Below are 18,070 nucleotides of genomic sequence, written 5' to 3'. Positions count from 1 at the left end.
CAAAAACCGTTGCGGGACGGGGCCCCTCCCCCTAGTCTGTGCCCCCGCGGGGGTAGGGCAAGAATGACCATGAGGATACATCGGATGATCCGGGCAGGGCACATCGCTTTGGCACTTACGCTGGCCTGTGCTGCGCCCGCGATGGCGCAGGGCACGCAGGTCAAGGAATATGACAACGGCGGCGTTTACAAAGGCACCTTCAAGAACGGCGTGCAGCACGGCAAGGGCACCTACCGGATGCCCAATGGCTTTGAGTATTCCGGCGATTGGGTTGAGGGCGAGATCCTTGGCCAGGGGGTGGCGCGCTACCCCAACGGCGCGGTCTATCAAGGCGCCTTCGCCAAGGGAAAGCGCAACGGGCGCGGCAAGATCACCTTTGCCGAGGGCGGCACCTATGAGGGCGAATGGCTTGCCAACGCGATGACCGGCAAGGGCGTGCGCACCTATCCCGATGGCGCGGTTTACGAGGGCGAGTTCCTCAACGGAGCTCCGCACGGGCAGGGCAGGATCATCGCCACCAACGGCTACGTTTACGAGGGTGAATGGGTGTCGGGCATGAAGGAGGGCAAGGGCCGCATCACCTACCCCGATGGCGCGGTCTACGAGGGCAGTTTTGCCCGTGGCCAGCGGGCCGGGCAGGGGGTGCTCACCATGCCCGACGGGCTGGCCTACAGCGGCGCGTGGAAGGCCGGGCAGATCAACGGGCTTGGCACGCTGACCCAGCCAAATGGCGATGTTTATCAAGGGCTTTTGCAAAACGGCGAGCGCCATGGCAAGGGCAAGGTCACCTATTCCAACGGCGATATCTATGAAGGCGATTTTGCCCATGACCGCCGCCACGGGCAGGGCAGCTTTCGCGGGGCCGATGGCTATTCTTTCGTGGGTGATTGGGTTGAAGGGCGCATCCAGGGCAAAGGCCGCGTCACCTATCCCGATGGCTCGGTCTATGAGGGTGATTTCATGAATGATCTGGCCCACGGCCAAGGCGCAATCACCTACCCCGATGGCTCCAGCTACAGCGGCGGCTGGGTTGAAGGGGTGATCGAGGGCGAAGGCCGCGCGCAATACGCCGGGGGCATGGTTTATGAAGGCACGTTCAAAGACGCCAAGAACAACGGCCAGGGCAAGATGACCTCGCCGGATGGCTACACCTATGAGGGCGGCTGGAAAGACGGTTTGCGCCACGGCCAGGGCCGCGCCAGCTACGGTGATGGCACGGTTTATGAGGGCGGCTTTTCGGCGGGTGAGCGTGACGGCGAAGGCAAGCTCACCATGGCCGATGGGTTTGCGTATGAAGGCGGCTGGAAGGCGGGCAAGATCCACGGCGAGGGCCGCGCACATTATGCCAATGGCGATGTTTACGAGGGGAATTTCGCGGAAGGGAAGCGGCAGGGTCTGGGCACCATGACCTACGCCACCGGCGAGGTGCAAACAGGCATCTGGACCCAGGGCGCCATGACCAAAATCGCCCCCCCCGAAGCAGATGCCGAAGAAGAAAACCCTGCACCGTCAGGTGGCTAGGCAGGCCGCAGCCCCGCAGTTACGCCTTTAGCAGCGCGATAAACTGATCCACCAGCGCTTCGCTCAGGCTCCAGTCGGCGACGAACCGCGCTTCCAGCATTTCGTCGCCAGCGCCGTCCAGACTGCCCGACAGGTGGTATTGCGCCCCGGCCGCTTTCAGCCGTCGGTGGGTTGCTCGTGGCAGGTCGGCAAAGATCAGGTTGCTCTCCTGCGCCGCATGTAGCCGCCCTCCACCCGCTTCAATCCCCGCCGCAAGCCTTGCGGCATTGGCATTTGCGCTCTGCGCCATTTCCAGCCAAAGCCCGCCGTCCAGATAGGCCTGCATCTGCGCCGCCAGATAACGCTGCTTGGAAAACAACTGCGCCCCGCGTTTGCGGCGATAGTCCAGTTCCTCGGCCTTCGCCGGATCAAACAGCACCATCGCCTCAACCGCCATCAGGCCGTTCTTGGTGCCCCCGAACGACAGCGCATCAACCCCCGCTTTCCAGCTTGCCTCAGCCGGGGTGCAGCCAAGCGCGGCCACCGCATTGGCAAAGCGCGCGCCGTCCATATGGGTTGCCAGCCCGTAGCTCTTGGCCAGATCGCACAGCGCGCGGACCTCATCCAGGGTGTAGAGCGCGCCCTTCTCGGTAACCTGGGTGATCGAAACCGGCCCGCGCCTTGGCCCGTGCACCCCACGGTTGCCCTCCCCCTCGATCGCCCGGCGCAGCGCGTCGGGCGACATCTTGCCAGCCACATGCTCCACCAGCGTCAGCTTGGTGCCGCCGGTAAAAAACTCGGGCGCGTTGCACTCATCCTCATGGATATGGGCGCAGGCCGAGCAAAAGATGGTCTCAAACGGTTCGGCCAGCGTTGAAAGCAGCAGCACATTTGCCGCCGTTCCGGTGGCGCATAGCATCACTATTGCCTCTGGTGCCTCAAACACCTCGCGCACCTGCGCCACCACGGCCTCGGTCAGCGCGTCATTGCCATAGGGCATCGCCCAGCCATCATTGGCCTTGGCGAGCGCCTGCATCACCCTGGGGTGGACGGGGCCGGTGTTATCGGAGGCGAAGTGCATCAGAGATCTCCTTCATCAACCACATAGTTCTCCCACTCCTCCTCGGGCACGTCAAATTCGGGCACCGTGGCGTTGCGCACCGAATGTCCGGCCTTGGCGGTGCTGTTGGGATCGCCGGTGCGCAGCGGGTGCCACTCGGGGATCGGCTTGCCCTCGTGGCGCAGCCGGTAGGCGCATGTCGTGGGCATGAAATAGGCGGTTTTGGCCATGGTCTTCGGGGTCAGCACCACGCATTCAGGCACAATCCCCTTGCGGATTTCGTAGTTTGCGCAGCGGCAGGTGGTGTCGTCAAACAGGCGGCAGGCCACACGGGTAAAGACAACCTCACCAGTATCCTCGTCTTCCAGCTTGTTGAGGCAGCACTTGCCGCAGCCGTCGCACAGCGCCTCCCATTCCTCGCTTGTGAGATCCCCGAGCGGGCGGTCCCAGAACCTGGGCCTCATAGCGCGGCCAAAACCTCGCGGGCGCTGGCCTCGTCCCGCTTGATCTGGGCAATCAGCCCCTCCAGCCCGTCAAACTTTGCCTCCGGGCGCAGAAACTCAACCAGCGCGATGGAAAGATGCGCGTCGTAAAGATCCCCGTCGAAATCAAAAAGGAAGGTTTCAAGGTTGGGCGCATCCCCTTCAAACATCGGACGAACCCCCAGCGAGGCCACGCCGCTATAGCTTCCCGTGTGCGGCCCGTCGAGCACCTCGGCCAGCACCGCATAAACGCCAAACGCCGGGCGATGCAGCCGTGGCAACCCCATGTTGGCGGTTGGATAACCCAGTTCGCGGCCCCGTTTCGCGCCGTGAATCACCGGGCCTTCGATCCGGTGCCAATGGCCCAGCATCGCCGCCGCCTCACGCGGGCGGCCCTCGCTCAGCGCGGCGCGGATCGCGGTAGACGACACCTGGCCAACCCCCGGCAGTGCGATAAGCTCGGCCACCGTCACCCCAAAGCCATTGGCCGCACCGCAGGCGGTGAGCTTGTCCACATCCCCCGCCCGCGCCTTGCCATAGCGAAAATCGCTCCCCACGGTCACATGCGTCACCCCCAGCCCCTTGGCCAGAACCTCGGCACAAAAGGCCGTGTCACTCAGATCGCGCAGCGCCGCGTCAAAGGGCAGCTCATAAAGGATATCAACGCCTAGCTTGGCCAGCCGATGGCCGCGTGCCTCAGCGTTCATCAACCGAAACGGCGGTGCCGCGGGCTGGAAAATCTCGCGCGGGTGCGGCTCGAAGGTGAGCACGGCCAGCGGCGCATCGGGCGCAGCGGCGCGAGCCTGCTCCAGCACCGCCTGGTGGCCCTTGTGGACCCCGTCGAAATTGCCAATCGCAATAGAGGCGCCGCGCAAATCGGGGGTGATGTCAGAAAGAGCGTGTAGAGTTTTCATGCGTTCTGAGGTAGCGGGCGCGTTTGGGGAAAGCAAGATGGGGCAGGCGGCAATCCTGCGCCGCGCTCTGCTTTGCTGCGGCCCCTTGTTGGGCGCAACCCGCTGTGCGGGTCAGTCAAACTTGGCCGAAGGAGCCAGCACCGTCGCCTCGCCCTTCAGCACAACCTTGCCGTCAACCAGGCAGCGGGTGGCAAGCTGAACGCGGCGGCGCGAGTGATCAATCTCCGTCACTTCCACCTCGGCGCGCACCATGTCACCGGGGCGCACCGGGGCCATGAACTTCAACGTTTGGCCCAGATACACCGTCCCATGGCCGGGAAGTTGCTCACCAATCACAGCCGAAATCAGCCCCGCCGTCAGCATCCCATGGGCGATCCGCCCGGCAAAGATCGTATCCTGTGCGTAGCTGTCATCCAGATGCACCGGGTTGCGGTCGGTCGAGACCTCGGCAAAAAGCTCAATGTCGCGATCCGTGACCACCTTTTCGAGACTGCGCATCATGCCAATCTCGATATCCTCGATGCAGATCGTGCCGCGTGGCATGTTGTCGAGCATGGGAATCTCCTCGCCGTTCATGGGAGAGGGATACAGATTTCGCCGCGCTGCGGCAAGGGCGTTGCGTAAGAAAAAGGCTGAAATGGCGCGAATGTCGCAATTTTATTGCGCGCAAGATTGTTACCGCTCGGCAATATCCCCCGCCTTATCCCCCAGCAAATAGCGCGGCCCGGCCCCGCGCTGCGCCGCCTTGTCGCCCACATTATAAAGCTGGCAACGCTCAAGGCTGAGGCACCCGCAGCCGATACAGCCGTCCAGATCGTCACGCAGTTTTTCCAACGCGGCGATCTTGGTATCGAGGCTGTCACGAAACCCTTCCGAAAGGTGGCGCCAATCCCGCGCGGTGGGGGTGCGCCCCTCGGGCAGGCCGGCCATCATCTCCTTGATCTGCGGCAGCGTGTAGCCAAATTGCTGGGCAATCCGGATGAAACTGACGCGCCTTATATCGGCCCGCCTGAAGCGCCTTTGGCCAGATGGCGCGCGCATGGGCGCGATCAGCCCCTCGGCCTCGTAGTAGCGCAGCGCACTCACCGCCAGCCCGGCCCGCTCAGCAAATTGCCCGATTGAAAGCACATCGTTCGCCCGCAACTTTCCCATGATTTTCCTCTTGAGCTAAAGTTAGGTTTAGGAATTACGGTGCCCAAACATAACCCACAAGGAGAAACGCACATGCCCGCTCACCTCGAACACATCAACATCACCGTGTCTGACCTCGATCGCAGCCTTGCCATGGTTCAATCGCTGTTCGGCTGGGAGGTGCGCTGGCGCGGCGCGTCGATCCATAATGGCGAAACCGTGCACGTTGGCGGCGCTGATACCTACCTCGCCCTCTACCAACACACGAAGCAAGGCCCCGGCACGGATGATAGCTACCACACCACCGGCGGTTTAAATCATGTGGGGGTCGTGGTGGATCATCTTGATAAGGTTGAGGAAAAAGTGAAAGCGCTCGGCTTCACCCCGCATTCCCACGCCGATTATGAGCCGGGCCGCCGGTTTTACTTTCTAGATCATGACGGAGTCGAATTTGAGGTGGTCAGCTATAAATAGGGCGCGGATTTACGCTTCATTAGGGCGGCGTGAGGTATCCACAGATGGTAAACGCCCTGCCGCTGGAGTGTGTAATGATTCCCGAGCCAACCGATCCGCGCTGGAAGCGCGTTCTGCAATCTGATGCCGACCTGCCCAAAGCCACCCTCGCCACCAGGATCCTGGTAAGTCGCCTGCGCCGCGAGGTGCGGGTGACGCCTGCGTTGATGTCCAGCAAGATCATAGAGTTGCGCGCGTATTATCAAGGCAAGCCCTTCGCCACCGATGATTTCGCCAGCTTTTAGGAGAGCTTGATGAAGAACGCGATGATGAGCGTGGCAGAGGCCGCGCGTCTGATCCAGCGAGGCACGGTCGCGGTGATCGCGGGCAGCGAGGAGGCGCTGTCGCAACTGCCGCACGGCCCGTGGATCGGCAGCACCTCGGTCTATTTCATGTCCAATGGCAGCCCCCGGCTTGATCGCAGGCAGGTGTTCGTCACCACCTTCCCCGCCGCCCGCGCGGTGGCCTGACCAAAGCGCACCCGGCACAGGCAGGCTCGCCCCGCCCGTGCCACTCCCCCGTAGGGTGGGTGAAACCCACCTCTTGCCCCTTCGCGAAGCGACCCCCGGGCAGCGACCCCATCGGCTGGGAACAGCCCACCCTACACCCATTTTCCCCCTCTATCGCCAGGCTCCTTGACCGGCCCGCGCCTCTTGCGCCACGCTGCCCCATGCCCAGCGCCACAAACAAAACCGTCCCCACCAGCGCCGATCCCCGCGCCTTTTGCGAGGCCGTCCCCCACGCCGGGCGGCGCGAGGATGCGCTTCACCTGCTTGATCTCTTTGGCAAAATCACCGGCCACCCCGCCGTCATGTGGGGCGATAGCATCATCGGCTTCGGGCGCTATCACTACACCTACAAAAGCGGGCGAGAGGGCGATTTTCTGGCCACCGGATTCGCGCCCCTCAAGGCCAACATGGTCGTCTACATCATGCCCGGATACGCTGACTTCTCTCCGATCCTGTCACGCCTCGGAAAGCATAAAACAGGCCAATCCTGCCTCTATCTCGGGAGACTCACTCACATCAACGAACCCGCCCTAACCGACCTCATCCGCGCCGGGCTGGCAGACCTTGCAACGCGCTGGCCGGTCACGCCAACATAGCCATCGGTTGTGCCCACCCCGCGCATGGCGTAAATCGCGCCCACACCCCGAGGATAGGCCCGCCCCATGACAACCACTCGCTTCGCCCCGTCGCCCACAGGTTACCTGCACGTTGGCAACCTGCGCACCGCGCTGTTCAACTGGCTCATCGCCCAAAAGCAGGGCGGCACCTTCATCCTGCGGCTGGATGATACCGATCCCGAACGCTCCAAACCCGAATACGCCGAGGCGATTAAGGAAGACCTCACCTGGCTCGGCCTCACATGGGACCGGATCGAGCAGCAGTCCACCCGGCTGGATCGCTACACCGAGGCCGCCGACAAGCTGCGCGACTCTGGCCGGTTTTACGAGTGTTTCGAAACCCCCACCGAGCTTGACCTCAAGCGCAAGAAGCAGCTCAACATGGGCAAGCCGCCGGTCTACGACCGCGCCGCGCTTGAGCTGACCGAAGCGCAAAAGCAGGCCTACCGCGATGAGGGCCGCACCGGCCACTGGCGCTTCAAGCTGAACCACGAGCGTATCGAGTGGACCGATGGCATCCTCGGTGACATCTCGATTGATGCCGCTTCGGTCTCTGATCCGGTGCTGATCCGGGGCGACGGGCAGGTGCTCTATACGTTGGCCTCCGTGGTGGACGATACCGAAATGGGCATCACCAATGTGGTGCGCGGCTCCGATCACGTCACCAACACGGCGACCCAGATCCAGATCATCGAGGCGCTGGGCGGCACCCTTCCCGGCTTTGCCCACCACTCGCTGCTCACCGGCCCGCAGGGCGAGGCGCTCTCCAAACGCCTTGGCACCCTGGCCTTGCGTGATCTGCGCGAACGCGGGGTTGAGCCGATGGCGCTGCTGTCGCACATGGCCCGCCTCGGCTCGGCGGACCCGATCGAGCTGCGCAGCTCCCACGCGGAGCTGATCGAAGGCTTTGACCTCACCAAATTCGGTTCCGCCCCCACCAAGTTTGACGTGGAAGACCTGTTCCCGCTCACCCACCGCCACCTCGGCACCCTGCCGCTGGAGGCCGTGGCCGATGATATCGCCGCGCTGGGCGTGCCCGCCGATCAGGCCGAGCGGTTCTGGCGGGTCAGCCGTGAAAACATCACCACCCGCGCCGATCTTGCGGGTTGGTGGAAGCTGTTTTCCGAAGGCGCCACGCCGCTGGTCGCCGATGAGGACCGGGAGTTCATCGCCCAAGCCCTCACCATGCTGCCCGAGCCGCCCTATTCCGATAGTGCCTGGAGCGAGTGGACGAGCGCTGTAAAAGAGGCGACAGGGCGCAAGGGCAAGGGTCTCTTCATGCCGCTGCGCAAGGCCGTCACCGGCCAGGAACGCGGCCCGGATATGGCCGATGTGATGCCACTTTTGCAAAAGAAACCAACGCTTTAATCCCGCGACCTTAGCCAGCCGTCCCGCCGCCCTGTGGCGTGGCGGGCGGCTTTTCGGTGATCTCGCCGCGCTCTGCCACCACCCCCAGCCGCTCCAATGCGGCATCCACAAAGGCCCGCTCACTGGCGCTCACATCGGTAGCGCGCGGGTAAATCGGCGCGGCGCGGTCATCCAGCACCGGCCCGCCCCAGCCTTGCGTCGTTTCAAAGAACCGCATCGCGCCCGCTTCGCCGAAAACTTCGGCAAATCCCTGCACCACCGTGTCGACGTAGCTGAGCAGGATCGGGTGGGTCACATCCGGCCCCGCGCCCATGTGGTGGGGCACCGCATAAACCTCGATACGCGCGTCATCGTTGGCCTCATGGTCGCACCGCGCCGTCACCTCATGGCGGGCATAGGCCCGCTCCCGGATATCAAGCTGCGCCCAGTCACCGCCCTGCACATGCGCGATGAGCCCCTCGATCTGCGCTCCGTCAAACGGCTCTGCCGACAAAAACGCCACCGGGCGCAGCACGGTCGATTTCCACACGCGCCGCCACCCGTGCAGCAATGCCGGAAAGGCGGGCACATGGCTGTGTGTGGCGCGGTTCACAAGGCTGCCGTAGCCGAAAAAGTAGGCGTTTTCCATGCGCTGTACCCTGCTGTGCCACGTCGGGCTTGTCCAGCCATTCGCGCCACGCTATCCAAGAGCCACGTCACGTCGGGAGAATCTGGTCCCGCGCCAGTGCCGAAGGAGCAACCGCCCCGGTAAACTCTCAGGCACCAGGACCGTCATGGCGTCAAAACTCTGGAGAGTGGCCGCAAGGCCCGCCGAAGGGATAGCGATCTCAGGCGAAAGGACAGAGGGGGCAAGGGAAGGGCACGCAAGGGGCGTGCCTGCCTGAGCCATGAGGGGACGCCGAGTGAGTGATCTGAACCGTACGCCGCTATTCGCGCTGAACGCCGAGCTTGGCGGCAAGATGGTGGGCTTTGCCGGCTGGGAAATGCCGGTGCAATTCGCCCCCGGCGTGATGAAAGAGCATCTGCATTGCCGCGCTGCCTGCGGCCTGTTTGACGTAAGCCACATGGGGCAGGTCTTGCTGCATGGGGCAGGGGCCGCCGAGGCGCTGGAGGCGCTGGTGCCGGTGGATATCATCGGCCTCAAGCCGGGCCGCCAGCGCTATGCGCTCTTCACCAATGATGAGGGCGGCATCCTTGATGATCTGATGGTCGCCAACTATGGCGACCGTTTGATGGTGGTGGTCAATGCCGCCAATGCCGAGGCCGATATCGCCCACCTGAAGCGCCACATCGAGGGCGTTGAGGTGGTCGAAAACCGCGCCCTCATTGCCCTGCAAGGCCCCAAGGCCGAGGCGGTTCTTGCCTCCGCGATAGAAGATTTTCCAGCCCGTTTCATGGATATCGCCGAGGTTGAAAGCGCCTTTGGTGATCTCTGGATTTCACGCTCCGGTTACACCGGAGAAGATGGCTTTGAGGTTTCCGTGCCCGCCAACCGCGCCGAGGATTTCGCCCGCAAGCTGCTGGCCCATGAGGCCTGTGAGCCCATCGGCCTTGGCGCGCGCGACAGCCTGCGCCTTGAGGCCGGGCTGTGCCTGCATGGCCAGGACATTGATGCCACGACAACCCCGGTTGAGGCGGCGCTCACATGGGCACTCTCCAAGGCCCGCAAGCCCGGCGGCGCGCGGGCAGGGGGCTATCCCGGTGCCGCGGTGATCGAGGCCCAGCTTGCCGATGGGCCCGCGCGCTTGCGCGTTGGCCTTGCGCCCGAGGGCCGCGCGCCGATGCGGGCCGGGGTAGAGCTGTTTTCCGGCGATGACCCGGCGGGCACCATCACCTCCGGCGCGTTCTCGCCCTGCCTTGAGCGGCCCATCTCCATGGGCTATGTCAGCGCCGCGCTGGCCAGCCCCGGCACCGCGCTGGAGGCCGAGCTGCGCGGGCGGCGCCAGCCGCTGCAAACCGCCACGCTCCCCTTCATTCCCGCCAATTTCAAACGCTAAAGCAATAAGGACCCCACCATGAAATTCACCGAAGATCACGAATGGCTGCGCCCCGAAGATGATTTGCTCGTCGTCGGCATCACCGAACACGCCTCCTCCCAGTTGGGCGATGTGGTGTTTGTCGAGCTGCCCGAACCCGAGACGCAGGTTGCCAAGGGCGATGAGATCGTGGTGATCGAAAGTGTGAAGGCCGCCTCCGATATCGCCGCCCCGGTCGAGGGTGAGATCGTAGCGGTCAACGAAAAGCTCATGGAAAACCCCGCGATGGTCAACGAAGACCCGCTGGGCGAGGCCTGGTTCTTCAAGATCAAGCCCACCGATATGAGCGAATATGAAGCCTACATGGATGAAGACGCCTATCAGGATCTGGTCGGCTAAATCACACCCTTCGGCCCCCTCATCGCCACTGCGGTGAGGGGGCCACAACCCTGCCGTTTCCCCCATCCGGGCCCCCACTTGAGAGAGCATCCCATGCCCTTCACCCCCACCGACTATGACCCCTATGATTTCGCCAACCGCCGCCACATCGGCCCCTCGCCCGAGGAGATGGAGGCGATGCTTCAGGCCATCGGTGTGGGCTCGCTTGATGAGTTGATCGACCAGACCGTGCCGAAAGGCTTGCGCCAGGCCACGCCGCTGCCCTGGCAGCCGATGACGGAAGGTGACCTGCTGGTGAAAATGCGCCGCGTGGCCGATAAGAACCGCGTGATGACCAACCTCATCGGGCAGGGCTATTACGGCACCATCACGCCCCCGGCGATCCAGCGCAACATCCTCGAAAACCCCGCGTGGTATACCGCCTACACCCCCTACCAGCCCGAAATCGCCCAAGGCCGGTTGGAGGCGCTGCTCAACTTTCAAACCATGGTCTCTGACCTCACCGCGCTTGAGGTGGCCAATGCCTCACTGCTGGATGAGGGCACCGCCGCGGCAGAGGCGATGGTCATGGCGCACCGGATTTCAAAGTCCAAGGCCGAGGCGTTTTTCGTTGATGCCGGGTGCCACCCGCAAACCATCGCCGTGGTGCAAACCCGCGCCCGCCCGCTTGATATCAAGGTGATCGTTGCCAGCCCGGATGAGCTGAACGCCGAGCAGGTGTTTGGCGCACTGTTCCAATACCCCGGCACCGAAGGCCAGTTGCGTGATTTCACCCCCGAGATCGAGGCCTTGCACGCCGCGAAGGCTGTCGCTGTTGTGGCCGCCGATCTGCTGGCACTCACCCTGCTGAAAGCGCCGGGCGAAATGGGTGCCGATATCGCCGTTGGTTCCGCCCAGCGGTTTGGCGTGCCCATGGGCTACGGTGGCCCGCACGCGGCCTATATGTCCTGCCGCGATGCGATGAAGCGGCAAATGCCGGGGCGGATTGTGGGCGTGTCGGTCGATAATCGCGGCCAGCAGGCCTATCGCCTCAGCCTGCAAACCCGCGAGCAGCATATCCGCCGCGAAAAGGCGACCTCCAATGTCTGCACCGCGCAGGCGCTGCTTGCCGTCATGGCCAGCTTTTATGCGGTGTTCCATGGCCCGAAGGGGTTGCGCGCCATCGCCGAGCGCATCCACCTGATGACAGCCCGCTTGGCCGAAGGGCTGCGCAGCGCGGGCTTTACCGTCACGCCCGAAAACCCGTTTGATACCATCACCGTTGAGGCCGGCCCCTTGCAGGGCGCAATCCTGCGCGCCGCCGAGGCCGAGGGCATCAACCTGCGCCGCCTCCCCGAGGGCCGCATCGGCCTTTCGGTCGGTGAAACCGTTGTGCCCGAGATCGTTGAGGGGGTCTGGCGCGCCTTTGGCATCACCCAAGATTACGCCGCCCACGCCGCCCCCGCGCTGCCCGAAAACCTGCTGCGCACGTCTGAGTATCTCACCCACCCGGTCTTCCAGATGAACCGCGCCGAGGCCGAGATGATGCGCTACATGCGCCGCCTCGCGGACCGTGACCTTGCGCTTGATCGCGCCATGATCCCGCTTGGCTCCTGCACCATGAAGCTGAACGCGGCGGTCGAGATGATGCCAATCACATGGCCCGCCTTTGGCCAGATGCACCCCTTCGCGCCGCCCGAACAGGCCGAGGGCTACGCCGAAATGGTCAGTGATCTTTCGGCGCGGCTCTGTGAGATCACCGGGTATGATGCCATGTCGATGCAGCCCAACTCCGGCGCTCAGGGCGAATACGCGGGCCTGCTCACCATCGCCGCCTACCACGCCTCGCGCGGGGAAAGCCGTGATATCTGCCTTATCCCCACCTCCGCCCACGGCACCAATCCCGCCTCGGCGCAGATGGCCGGGATGAAGGTCGTCGTCGTCAAATCCACCGAGAATGGCGACATTGATCTGGCCGATTTCCGCGCCAAGGCCGAGGGCGCCGGGGATGCGCTGGCGGCGGTGATGATCACCTATCCCTCCACCCACGGCGTGTTTGAGGACACGCTGCGCGAGGTTTGCGATATTACCCATGCGTTCGGCGGGCAGGTCTATATGGACGGGGCCAACCTCAATGCGATGGTCGGCCTCGTGAAACCGGGTGAAATCGGCTCTGACGTGAGCCACCTCAACCTGCATAAAACCTTCTGCATTCCCCACGGCGGTGGTGGCCCCGGCATGGGGCCGATTGGCGTAATGGCGCATCTTGCGCCCTTCCTGCCCGGCCACCCCTCCACCGGCGGGCGCGAAGGCCCGGTTGCCGCCGCGCCCTATGGCTCGGCCTCGATCCTGCCAATTTCATGGGCCTATGTGCTGCTGATGGGCGGCGAGGGGCTAACGCAGGCCACCCGCGTCGCGATCCTCAATGCCAACTACATCGCCGCCCGCCTTTCGGATGGGTATGACGTGCTGTTCAAGGGCCAGAATGGCCGCGTGGCCCATGAGTGCATCCTTGATACCCGCCCCTTCACCGAGCATGGCGTCACGGTGGATGACATCGCCAAGCGGCTGATGGATTGCGGCTTTCACGCGCCCACCATGAGCTTCCCGGTCGCGGGCACCCTCATGGTGGAGCCGACCGAGAGTGAAACCAAGGCCGAGCTTGATCGCTTCATCACCGCCATGAAGGCGATCCGCGAAGAGATTGCCCAGGTCGAGCGCGGTGAACTCCCGGTCGATGATAACCCGCTGAAGAACGCGCCCCACACCGTCAACGATCTGGTCGCCGGATGGGAGCGCCCCTACCCGCGCGAGCAGGGCTGCTTCCCGCCCGGCTCCTTCCGGGTGGACAAGTATTGGCCGCCGGTCGGCCGGGTTGATAACGTCGCCGGGGACCGTAACCTGATCTGCACCTGCCCGCCGGTTGAAAGCTACGCCGAGGCCGCCGAATAACCCCCGGCTGGCCCCGCACGGCGGATTAATTAACGCGCCTCACCCCAGATGGCGTGCGCATGGGTTGTGCATGCGTTGTGCATCACTTGTGGCCCTTCGCTTTTTGCAATGAACGGCGCTTTCCTGCCCCGGCGTGCGGTGCTGCCCTTGTGCGGCCCCCGGCACGACATATATATGCCATAGGTTGAATGTGATGAGGCCGAAATGAGCGCTAAAATCAAGCTGACATGCCCCGAATGTGCGGGCACAAACCAGTTCCCGGCAGACCGTCTGGATGCCAATCCAAAGTGCGGCACCTGCGGGGCCAAGCTATTGACAGATAAGCCTTTTGAGCTTGATCCAAAGGGTCTTGCCAAGGCGATCAAGGCCGATGATCTGCCCCTGCTGGTGGATTTCTGGGCCCCATGGTGCGGCCCCTGCCGGATGATGGCGCCGGAATATGCCAAGGCCGCCACCGCGCTCAAGGGCAAGGCCCGCTTCGCCAAGCTAAACACGCAAGACCACCCCGATGCCTCAATGCCCCACAATATCAGGGGGATACCGGCGCTGATCCTGTTCCATAAGGGTCGCGAAATTGGCCGCCTCACCGGTGCTCGCCCGGCAGCGGATATCGAGGCTTTCGTGCGCCGCGAGGCCCATTTGCCCGCTTGACACTTTAGCCGGTTCATCCCAAAAAACGAGCCAGTGGGGCCGTAGCTCAGTTGGGAGAGCGCGTCGTTCGCAATGACGAGGTCGTCGGTTCGATCCCGATCGGCTCCACCAAATTTCCGCCCGCCCAAAGGCGCTGCAAATTCCCTTAAAACCCTAGCAAAACTGCGCCGTGTCGCCCCATTTGCGTCACCCGTTTGCCGAGCCTTCCCAGGATACAGGGTGACAGAACGTAACCAGTCACCAAGGGGTATCCCGATGAAGAAACTTGCGACAACCGCCGCCCTCGCCGTCACCGTTTCCATGGCCTTCAGTGGTGCTGCGGATGCCTTCGGGCGCGGCAAGAACAACATCCGCCCACCCGCAAGCTATCAGGGCCAGTGGTACACCACGGCGGCCGGTTGCTCTTACTCCAGGGCGCAGGCGCCGGGGGAAGGGGCCAAGTGGTATCTGATCCTCAATCCGCACCACATCGGCCAGCCCCCCGCAAAAAAGAGCTGCCCGGCACGGCTCTGAGTGCGAAAACCAGTGCAAAGGGTCGTCGGGCCGGGGTAGGAGCACCTCGGCCCGACACTTTGTTAAGGAATCTGGGTTAAACCCACTCCATGTCATAGAGCCGGTGCAACGCAATCCGCTCGACCTGGTAGCAGGCTTCGGCCATTTCCTCGTCTTTCGAGTTGCCAAGCCGCGCGTGAAGGTTGCGAATAATGCTCGCCTTGTCGTGGTCCCGCACCGCGATGATGAAAGGAAAGCCGTTTTTGGCCATGTAGCGCTCGTTGAGGTCCATCAACTCGCGCCGCTCTTCATCGGTTAGCGCGGTCAGCCCCGCGCCGGCCTGCTCGCTGGCGCTGTGTTCAGAGAGCCGCTCGGCTTTGTTGACCGCATCGCCAAGGTCTGGATGGGCGCGCAACACGCCAAGCCGCTCCTCCTCGCTGGCACGGCGAAACACCCGCGCCATCGCGTTGTGGATACCCTCAGGGGTGTCATGCGCGGGTCCAAGCTCCAGCTTGTGGGCGCGTTCGGCGACCCATGTGCTGTGCTCGAAAACCTCGCCGAACCGGCTGATGAAGGTCGTCAGATCCAGCCGCGATGGCCGCGCCGTGACATTCTTTGGCGGGTGGGTCATGGTCCAATGGCGGGCAATGTCGATCCGCCGGGCAAACCAGACGTTCTCCTTGGTGGCGACATGGTCAATGAAGCGTTTGACCGCCATCAGCCGCCCCGGACGCCCCGCCAAGCGGCAGTGCAGCCCGATAGACATCATCTTGGGTTGCCCCGCCTTGCCCTCGGCGTAAAGCACATCGAAAGTGTCTCGCAGGTAGGTGTAAAAATCATCGCCCGACGCAAAGCCACCCGCCGTGGCAAAGCGCATATCATTGGCGTCAAGCGTGTAAGGGATCACCAATTGGTCCTTGCCCGAAATATGCACCCAATAGGGCAGATCATCGGCGTAACTATCTGAAACATAAGCAAAACCACCAACCTCGGCGGCAATTTTCACCGTGTTGTCAGAGCAGCGCCCGGCGTACCAGCCCCGCGGGCGGGAGCCAACAATTTCACGGTGCAGCTGGATCGCTTGCTCCATATGTTCGCGTTCTTCTTTTTCGTAGAAGTCTTTGTATTCGATCCACTTTAACCCGTGCGAAGCAATCTCCCAGCGCGCCTCACGCATCGCTGCCACCTGATCGGGCGAGCGGGCAAGCGCCGTCGCCACGCCGTAAACGGTGATCGGAATTTTTAACGCGGTGAACAGCCGGTGCAGCCGCCAGAACCCGGCCCGAGAGCCGTATTCATAGACTGATTCCATGTTCCAATGGCGCTGGTTCGGCCAGGGTTCGGCCCCCATCACCTCTGACAAAAACGCCTCCGAGGCCGCATCCCCATGCAGCACATTATTCTCGCCGCCTTCCTCGTAATTCATCACGAATTGCACGGCGATCTTCGCGCCGTTCGGCCACTGTGCATCTGGCGGGCGGGCGCCGTAGCCGCGCATGTCTCGGGGGTAGCGGTCCATCGGGTATCTCACTTTCCTGTTGGTTCATCGGGGGCCCAATCACGCGGCGCCACGCCAGAGTTTTCACCCTCGGGAAACGATTGGCAAGGCACTGAGCCAGGCTGGGCGTGGGGGGATTGTGAAATGCGCACACTCGCCTAGAGTTAATGCAGCATGAGGGAGCCCGCGATGCTTGATCACACCGAAAAGAAAGCCCCGCTGGTCGAGGTTGATCACCTGCGCGTGGAGTTTGAAACCAACGACGGCGTGGTGGTTGGCGTTGAGGATGTGTCGTTTCACATTGATCCGGGCGAAACCCTGTGTGTGGTGGGCGAAAGCGGTTCGGGAAAGTCAATTTCTTCCTTGTCGATCATGAGGTTGGTTGAATATGGCGGTGGCCGGATTGCGGGAGGTGACATCCGTTTCAAGCGACCGGATGGCAAGGTGCTGGATGTGGCTGAGGCCGAAAACGGGCTGATGCGCCAGATTCGCGGCAACGAGATCGCGATGATCTTCCAGGAGCCGATGAGTGCGCTGAACCCTGTGTTCACCATCGAGCGCCAGCTCACCGAGGGCCTGCGGGTGCATAAGGGCATCAGCCGAAAAGCGGCCAGTGAAAAGGCGCTCGACCTGTTGAAGCGCGTGCGCATCCCGGAGCCGGAGCGGCGGCTAAAGCAATATCCGCACGAGCTTTCAGGCGGTATGCGCCAGCGCGTGGTGATCGCCATGGCGCTGGCCTGCGAGCCGCGCCTGCTGATCGCGGATGAGCCAACCACCGCGCTTGATGTCACGATCCAGGCCGAAATCCTTGCCCTGATTGACCGCTTGAAACGCGAAACAGGCACCGCCGTTTTGTTCATCACCCATGATATGGCGGTGGTCGCGCAGGTTGCGGATCGCGTGGTTGTCATGCTGAAGGGCAACAAAGTGGAAGAGGGCACCGTTGAGCAAATTTTCGAGGCCCCGCAACACCCTTACACCCAGGCGTTGCTCTCTGCCGTGCCCAAGCTGGGCGAGATGGGAGATACCGAAGAACCGGTGCCGCTAAAGATCATGGGGCAGGAAACCACGATCAAGCCGGTGATCCCGAAGGCCGAGCGCGAGGTGCTGCTCGATGTGCGCAACCTCACCACGCGGTTCCCGGTTAAGGGCGGGTTGTTGCGGCAAACCAAAGCCTGGGTTCATGCGGTTGAGGATGTGTCTTTCACGGTGAAAACCGGTGAAACCCTGTCGCTTGTGGGGGAGTCGGGCTGTGGCAAATCCTCTTGCGGGCGCTCGATCTTACGGCTGGTTGAACCTATGTCGGGAGAGGTTTTGTTGGGCGGCAAGGATGTGATCGCCATGAGCCAGCGAGAGCTGCACCACGCCCGCGCCGATATGCAGATGGTGTTTCAGGACCCGTTCGCCTCACTCAATCCGCAGATGCGCCTTATGGATCAGGTCGCAGAGCCGATCCTGAACTACGGGTTGGAGAAGGGTTCAGCGGTGCAGGATCGCGTGGCGGCCCTGTTTGACCGGGTCGAACTGCCCCGCGACTTCCTGCGCCGTTTCCCGCATGAAATGTCAGGCGGCCAGCGCCAGCGGGTGGCCATTGCACGGGCCTTGGCGCTGAACCCCAAGCTGATCATCGCGGATGAGGCGGTGTCGGCGCTTGATGTGTCGATCCAGGCGCAGGTGCTGAACCTGCTGATCGAGCTTCAGTCTGATCTTGGCGTTTCGGTGCTGTTTATCAGCCATGATATGGCGGTGGTCGAGCGGGTGAGCCATATGGTTGGCGTCATGTATCTGGGCCGCATCGTTGAGATCGGGCCGCGCGCTCAGATCTTTGGAAACCCACAGCACCAGTATACGCAAGACCTGATGAAGGCCGTGCCCGTGGCCGATCCGCGCCGCCGCAAAAGCGAGCGCGACCTTGATTTCAAGCCGATCCCCTCACCGGTTCACCCGATTGGCTATGAGCCCGCGCCCTCGCAATATGATGAGGTTGGCCCCGATCATTTTGTGCTGCGGCCTCTGGCGTGAGGCCGCA

Annotated in this window: 19 protein-coding genes, 1 tRNA gene and 1 riboswitch; of the genes, 13 read left to right on the top strand and 7 right to left on the bottom strand. The window is 63.0% G+C overall.

All coding sequences use genetic code 11. The features are described from left to right. Window positions 1-84: 84 nt before the first annotated feature. The gene (locus tag P1U55_RS11830) at window positions 85-1,521 is read left to right on the top strand and encodes a 2-isopropylmalate synthase (protein WP_301047803.1); all 1,437 of its coding nucleotides are present in this window, start codon (window positions 85-87) and stop codon (window positions 1,519-1,521) included. 19 nt (window positions 1,522-1,540) lie between these two features. Here the strand turns inward: P1U55_RS11830 and P1U55_RS11825 are convergent, their stop codons facing one another. The 5 genes from P1U55_RS11825 to soxR all read right to left on the bottom strand — a co-directional run bounded on the left by P1U55_RS11825 (window position 1,541) and on the right by soxR (window position 5,099). Then, window positions 1,541-2,581, bottom strand: coding sequence for a low specificity L-threonine aldolase (locus P1U55_RS11825; protein ID WP_301047802.1), 1,041 nt, complete (start codon window positions 2,579-2,581; stop codon window positions 1,541-1,543). Further along, window positions 2,581-3,024, bottom strand: a complete 444-nt coding sequence (locus tag P1U55_RS11820) for a YcgN family cysteine cluster protein (RefSeq protein ID WP_301047800.1) — start codon at window positions 3,022-3,024, stop codon at window positions 2,581-2,583. Before P1U55_RS11820 ends, P1U55_RS11825 begins: the two co-directional genes overlap by 1 nt. Then, a complete protein-coding gene (locus P1U55_RS11815) occupies window positions 3,021-3,956 on the bottom strand; it encodes a bifunctional riboflavin kinase/FAD synthetase (RefSeq protein WP_301047799.1) in 936 nt (311 codons plus the stop codon). The genes P1U55_RS11820 and P1U55_RS11815 overlap by 4 nt, the downstream gene beginning before the upstream one ends. 111 nt (window positions 3,957-4,067) lie before the next feature. Next, window positions 4,068-4,511, bottom strand: coding sequence for a MaoC family dehydratase (locus tag P1U55_RS11810; protein WP_301047817.1), 444 nt, complete (start codon window positions 4,509-4,511; stop codon window positions 4,068-4,070). A gap of 120 nt (window positions 4,512-4,631) precedes the next feature. Continuing rightward, a complete protein-coding gene (gene soxR / locus P1U55_RS11805; RefSeq protein ID WP_301047816.1) occupies window positions 4,632-5,099 on the bottom strand; it encodes a redox-sensitive transcriptional activator SoxR in 468 nt (155 codons plus the stop codon). A gap of 81 nt (window positions 5,100-5,180) precedes the next feature. Between soxR and P1U55_RS11800 the strand changes: the two genes are divergently transcribed. From P1U55_RS11800 to gltX, 5 genes are all read left to right on the top strand, one after another. Further along, a complete protein-coding gene (locus tag P1U55_RS11800) occupies window positions 5,181-5,561 on the top strand; it encodes a VOC family protein (protein ID WP_301047797.1) in 381 nt (126 codons plus the stop codon). 74 nt (window positions 5,562-5,635) lie between these two features. Next, window positions 5,636-5,845, top strand: coding sequence for a hypothetical protein (locus P1U55_RS11795; RefSeq protein WP_301047795.1), 210 nt, complete (start codon window positions 5,636-5,638; stop codon window positions 5,843-5,845). A 9-nt stretch (window positions 5,846-5,854) separates the two neighbouring features. After that, window positions 5,855-6,070: a hypothetical protein gene (locus tag P1U55_RS11790; RefSeq protein ID WP_301047793.1), complete on the top strand. Its 216-nt coding sequence runs from the start codon at window positions 5,855-5,857 to the stop codon at window positions 6,068-6,070. 200 nt (window positions 6,071-6,270) lie between these two features. After that, a complete protein-coding gene (locus P1U55_RS11785; protein ID WP_301047792.1) occupies window positions 6,271-6,705 on the top strand; it encodes a DUF1801 domain-containing protein in 435 nt (144 codons plus the stop codon). A gap of 66 nt (window positions 6,706-6,771) precedes the next feature. Continuing rightward, the gene (gene gltX, locus P1U55_RS11780) at window positions 6,772-8,094 is read left to right on the top strand and encodes a glutamate--tRNA ligase (protein ID WP_301047790.1); all 1,323 of its coding nucleotides are present in this window, start codon (window positions 6,772-6,774) and stop codon (window positions 8,092-8,094) included. A gap of 10 nt (window positions 8,095-8,104) precedes the next feature. On the opposite strand, the gene P1U55_RS11775 is transcribed toward gltX, so the two are convergent. After that, the gene (locus tag P1U55_RS11775) at window positions 8,105-8,722 is read right to left on the bottom strand and encodes a gamma-glutamylcyclotransferase family protein (RefSeq protein ID WP_301047789.1); all 618 of its coding nucleotides are present in this window, start codon (window positions 8,720-8,722) and stop codon (window positions 8,105-8,107) included. 63 nt (window positions 8,723-8,785) lie between these two features. Further along, window positions 8,786-8,875: riboswitch (glycine riboswitch) on the top strand. A 121-nt stretch (window positions 8,876-8,996) separates the two neighbouring features. Between P1U55_RS11775 and gcvT the strand changes: the two genes are divergently transcribed. From gcvT to P1U55_RS11745, 6 genes are all read left to right on the top strand, one after another. Next, window positions 8,997-10,091, top strand: a complete 1,095-nt coding sequence (gene gcvT / locus P1U55_RS11770; protein WP_301047788.1) for a glycine cleavage system aminomethyltransferase GcvT — start codon at window positions 8,997-8,999, stop codon at window positions 10,089-10,091. Between the two features lie 18 nt (window positions 10,092-10,109). Then, entirely contained in the window at window positions 10,110-10,469 is a 360-nt protein-coding gene (gcvH, locus tag P1U55_RS11765; RefSeq protein ID WP_301047786.1) for a glycine cleavage system protein GcvH, read from the top strand. 93 nt (window positions 10,470-10,562) lie between these two features. Beyond that, complete coding sequence (gcvP, locus tag P1U55_RS11760) at window positions 10,563-13,400, top strand: aminomethyl-transferring glycine dehydrogenase (protein ID WP_301047785.1); 2,838 nt, start codon at window positions 10,563-10,565, stop codon at window positions 13,398-13,400. 204 nt (window positions 13,401-13,604) lie between these two features. Beyond that, window positions 13,605-14,051, top strand: coding sequence for a thioredoxin TrxC (trxC, locus tag P1U55_RS11755; RefSeq protein ID WP_301047784.1), 447 nt, complete (start codon window positions 13,605-13,607; stop codon window positions 14,049-14,051). 35 nt (window positions 14,052-14,086) lie between these two features. After that, window positions 14,087-14,162 (top strand) — tRNA-Ala (locus tag P1U55_RS11750). 144 nt (window positions 14,163-14,306) lie between these two features. Further along, window positions 14,307-14,564 (top strand): hypothetical protein, encoded by a 258-nt coding sequence (locus P1U55_RS11745; protein WP_301047783.1) that lies wholly within the window; start codon window positions 14,307-14,309, stop codon window positions 14,562-14,564. A gap of 76 nt (window positions 14,565-14,640) precedes the next feature. On the opposite strand, the gene puuE is transcribed toward P1U55_RS11745, so the two are convergent. Continuing rightward, the gene (gene puuE, locus P1U55_RS11740; RefSeq protein WP_301047781.1) at window positions 14,641-16,062 is read right to left on the bottom strand and encodes an allantoinase PuuE; all 1,422 of its coding nucleotides are present in this window, start codon (window positions 16,060-16,062) and stop codon (window positions 14,641-14,643) included. Between the two features lie 168 nt (window positions 16,063-16,230). Between puuE and P1U55_RS11735 the strand changes: the two genes are divergently transcribed. After that, a complete protein-coding gene (locus P1U55_RS11735; RefSeq protein ID WP_301047780.1) occupies window positions 16,231-18,063 on the top strand; it encodes an ABC transporter ATP-binding protein in 1,833 nt (610 codons plus the stop codon). The last annotated feature ends 7 nt before the right edge of the window (window positions 18,064-18,070 follow it).

Origin of the sequence: Vannielia sp. (genome assembly GCF_029212645.1) — a bacterium.
Taxonomy (GTDB): Bacteria; Pseudomonadota; Alphaproteobacteria; order Rhodobacterales; family Rhodobacteraceae; genus Vannielia.
The sequence above is the reverse complement of the archived record's forward strand: the minus strand, read 5'-3'. Positions and strand labels throughout refer to the sequence as shown.